Source organism: Streptomyces sp. AC627_RSS907 (genome assembly GCF_019049165.1).
Genome location: NZ_JAGMUE010000463.1, coordinates 1 through 605, shown reverse-complemented (window position 1 = coordinate 605; position 605 = coordinate 1). Strand labels below are relative to the sequence as shown.

Genomic DNA, 605 nt, shown 5'->3' with positions numbered 1-605 from the left:
GAACTCGACCGCGCGCGGGCCGACGCCCGACCCGAACTCGCGGTGCTGCGGCTGTTCTGCGCGAAGGAGGCGCTGTACAAGGCGCTGCCCGCGCCCCGACAGGAGGGCCTGGCGTTCCGCTCCGTCACGCTGGAGTGGCCCGAACCGGACCCGTCGGCCGCCGACGAGCCGGTGCTGCTGTCCGTCAGCCCCACCGCGCCCGCCCCGGCCGCGCTCCGCGGCGCCACGGCCCGATGTCGCGTCATCGGCGACCACATGGTGGCGGCCGTGACCCTGGCAGCGCCCCGGCCCGCATACGCTCCGGAGTACGCGTACGAGTGCGAGCACGAGACGGATGCCCGGCACGCGGCGGACGTCTCGTACCCGGCGGACGCTCCGTACCCGGCGGACGCCGAGCGCGCGCCCGGAGCCACCGCCCCCTGACAGCACGTCCCGGCACCACGGCCAGGCACCACGGCCCGGCACCCTGCCGGGCCGCTGACCCCGACTCCGCAGTCCCAACTCCCCACACCTCGCACACCCCGCACACCCCGCACTCCCCACCTCCGGCCCAGGGCCCCCGCACCACGGGCCGTGGGCCCGGGGCTCCGGGTCCGGCACGCCGC

General features: G+C 77.5%; 1 protein-coding gene. It reads left to right on the top strand.

The features are described 5' to 3' along the window. The coding region (locus KUM32_RS36475) for a 4'-phosphopantetheinyl transferase superfamily protein (protein ID WP_217146183.1) at positions 1-423 on the top strand (423 nt) is incomplete at its 5' end. Between the last annotated feature and the right edge of the window lie 182 nt (positions 424-605).